The following is a 2,500-nucleotide window of genomic DNA, read 5'->3' as shown; positions in this document are numbered from 1 at the left end:
GTGCAGTAACATGCACTGGAGGGCCGAACCGTTGAATGTTGAAAAATTCTCGGATGAGTTGTGTTTAGGGGTGAAAGGCCAATCAAACCGGGAAATAGCTGGTTCTCCGCGAAATCTATTGAGGTAGAGCGTCGGATGTATGCCGTTGGGGGTAGAGCACTGGATGGATGCGGGGGTCGCGAGATCTACCAATTCTAACCAAACTCCGAATACCAACGAGACTTATCCGGCAGACAGACGGCGGGTGCTAAGGTCCGTCGTCAAAAGGGAAACAGCCCTAACCTACAGCTAAGGTCCCCAAGTCATCACTAAGTGGGAAAGCATGTGGGAATCCCAAAACAACCAGGAGGTTGGCTTAGAAGCAGCCATCCTTTAAAGAAAGCGTAACAGCTCACTGGTCTAAATAAGGGTTCCTGCGGCGAAGATGTAACGGGGCTAAAGTGATGCACCGAAGCTTAGGGTGTGCTCGTTTACGAGCATGCGGTAGCGGAGCGTTCCGTAGGCCTGAGAAGCGATCTGGTAATGGGTCGTGGAGGTATCGGAAGTGCGAATGCTGACATGAGTAGCGACAAAGAGGGTGAGATGCCCTCTCGCCGAAAGACCAAGGGTTCCTGCTTAAAGCTAATCTGAGCAGGGTGAGCCGGCCCCTAAGACGAGCCCGAAGGGGGTAGTCGATGGGAACCACGTTAATATTCGTGGGCCTGGAGATGTGTGACGGATCACGTGAGTTGTCACTTCTTATTGGATTGAAGTGGCTTCGAAGTGGTTCCAGGAAATAGCCTCTCCGAATAGACCGTACCCGAAACCGACACAGGTGGTCAGGTAGAGTATACCAAGGCGCTTGAGAGAAGTATCCTGAAGGAACTCGGCAAATTGCCTCCGTACCTTCGGAAGAAGGAGGCCCAACTTATGCGCAAGCATTGGTTGGGGGCACAGGCCAGGGGGTAGCGACTGTTTAGCAAAAACACAGGACTCTGCTAAGTCGGCTTCAAGACGACGTATAGGGTCTGACGCCTGCCCGGTGCCGGAAGGTTAAGAGGAGGAGTGCAAGCTCCGAATTGAAGCCCCGGTAAACGGCGGCCGTAACTATAACGGTCCTAAGGTAGCGAAATTCCTTGTCGGGTAAGTTCCGACCTGCACGAATGGCGTAACGACTTCCCCACTGTCTCCAGGATATGCTCAGCGAAATTGAATTCTCCGTGAAGATGCGGAGTACCCGCGGTTAGACGGAAAGACCCCGTGCACCTTTACTGCAGCTTTAGAGTGGCATTAGGAAAGAATTGTGTAGCATAGGTGGGAGGCTTTGAAGCATCGGCGCCAGCTGATGTGGAGCCATAGGTGAAATACCACCCTGTTGTTTTCTGATGTCTAACCCAGGACCGTTATCCGGTTCGGGGACCCTCTATGGCGGGTAGTTTGACTGGGGCGGTCGCCTCCTAAAGAGTAACGGAGGCGCGCGATGGTAGGCTCAGGCCGGTTGGAAACCGGCTGTTAGAGTGCAATGGCATAAGCCTGCCTGACTGCGAGATTGACGAATCGAGCAGAGACGAAAGTCGGTCATAGTGATCCGGTGGTCCCTCGTGGAAGGGCCATCGCTCAACGGATAAAAGGTACGCCGGGGATAACAGGCTGATGATTCCCAAGAGCTCATATCGACGGAATCGTTTGGCACCTCGATGTCGGCTCATCACATCCTGGGGCTGGAGCAGGTCCCAAGGGTTTGGCTGTTCGCCAATTAAAGTGGTACGTGAGCTGGGTTCAGAACGTCGCGAGACAGTTTGGTCCCTATCTGCCGTGGGCGTCGATACTTGAGAGGAGTTGTCCCTAGTACGAGAGGACCGGGATGAACATGCCTCTGGTGTACCTGTCGTTCCGCCAGGAGCGCAGCAGGGTAGCTATGCATGGACGGGATAACCGCTGAAAGCATCTAAGCGGGAAGCCTCCCTCAAGATAAGGTATCATCGAGTCGTGGTAGACCACCACGTTGATAGGCCGGGTGTGGAAGTGCGGTAACGCATGAAGCTAACCGGTCCTAATAACTCTGTTCATGCTTGAAGAGTCCCACCATCAATGACAGCTCTGCGCACGGGAATATCTCGTGAGGGATGCTGGCATTGGACGGACGGTTCCAGCCAGATATCTGTAAGAAACGCATCGATTAAAACATGCACCAGCTTCATTGCCTGGTGGCCATAGCGTCCGTGCCCCACCCGATCCCATCTCGAACTCGGCCGTGAAACCGGACAGCGCCAATGGTACTAACGCTCAAGCGTTGGAAGAGTAGGTCGTCGCCAGGCATTGTAGCCGGTGCATGTCATAAAAACCCATTCACACATCCTTGTCATGACGATCCTCGCCCAAGGGCGAAGGGAGGCATGGCAGGGCGTCGTGCCTTGTGTCGTCCCTTAAAGGGGCCGCCTCCCAAAGGGGCGTAGCAGCGCAAGGCAACGATACCCCGGCGCGGGGTGGAGCAGCCCGGTAGCTCGTCAGGCTCATAACC

The 2,500-nt window shown here is 54.5% G+C and carries 2 rRNA genes (1 of these 2 cut by a window edge); both read left to right on the top strand.

Going from position 1 to position 2,500, the window contains the following annotated elements:
* A 23S ribosomal RNA gene (locus OVA07_RS01495) occupies positions 1-2,056 on the top strand (it extends 739 nt beyond the left edge of the window).
* A gap of 126 nt (positions 2,057-2,182) precedes the next feature.
* Positions 2,183-2,297 (top strand): 5S ribosomal RNA (rrf, locus tag OVA07_RS01490).
* Positions 2,298-2,500: the final 203 nt, after the last annotated feature.

The organism is Novosphingobium sp. SL115 (genome assembly GCF_026672515.1).
Lineage (GTDB): Bacteria > Pseudomonadota > Alphaproteobacteria > Sphingomonadales > Sphingomonadaceae > Novosphingobium.
Note: the sequence above shows the minus strand (reverse complement) of the source record. Positions and strands in the feature narration are given on the sequence as shown.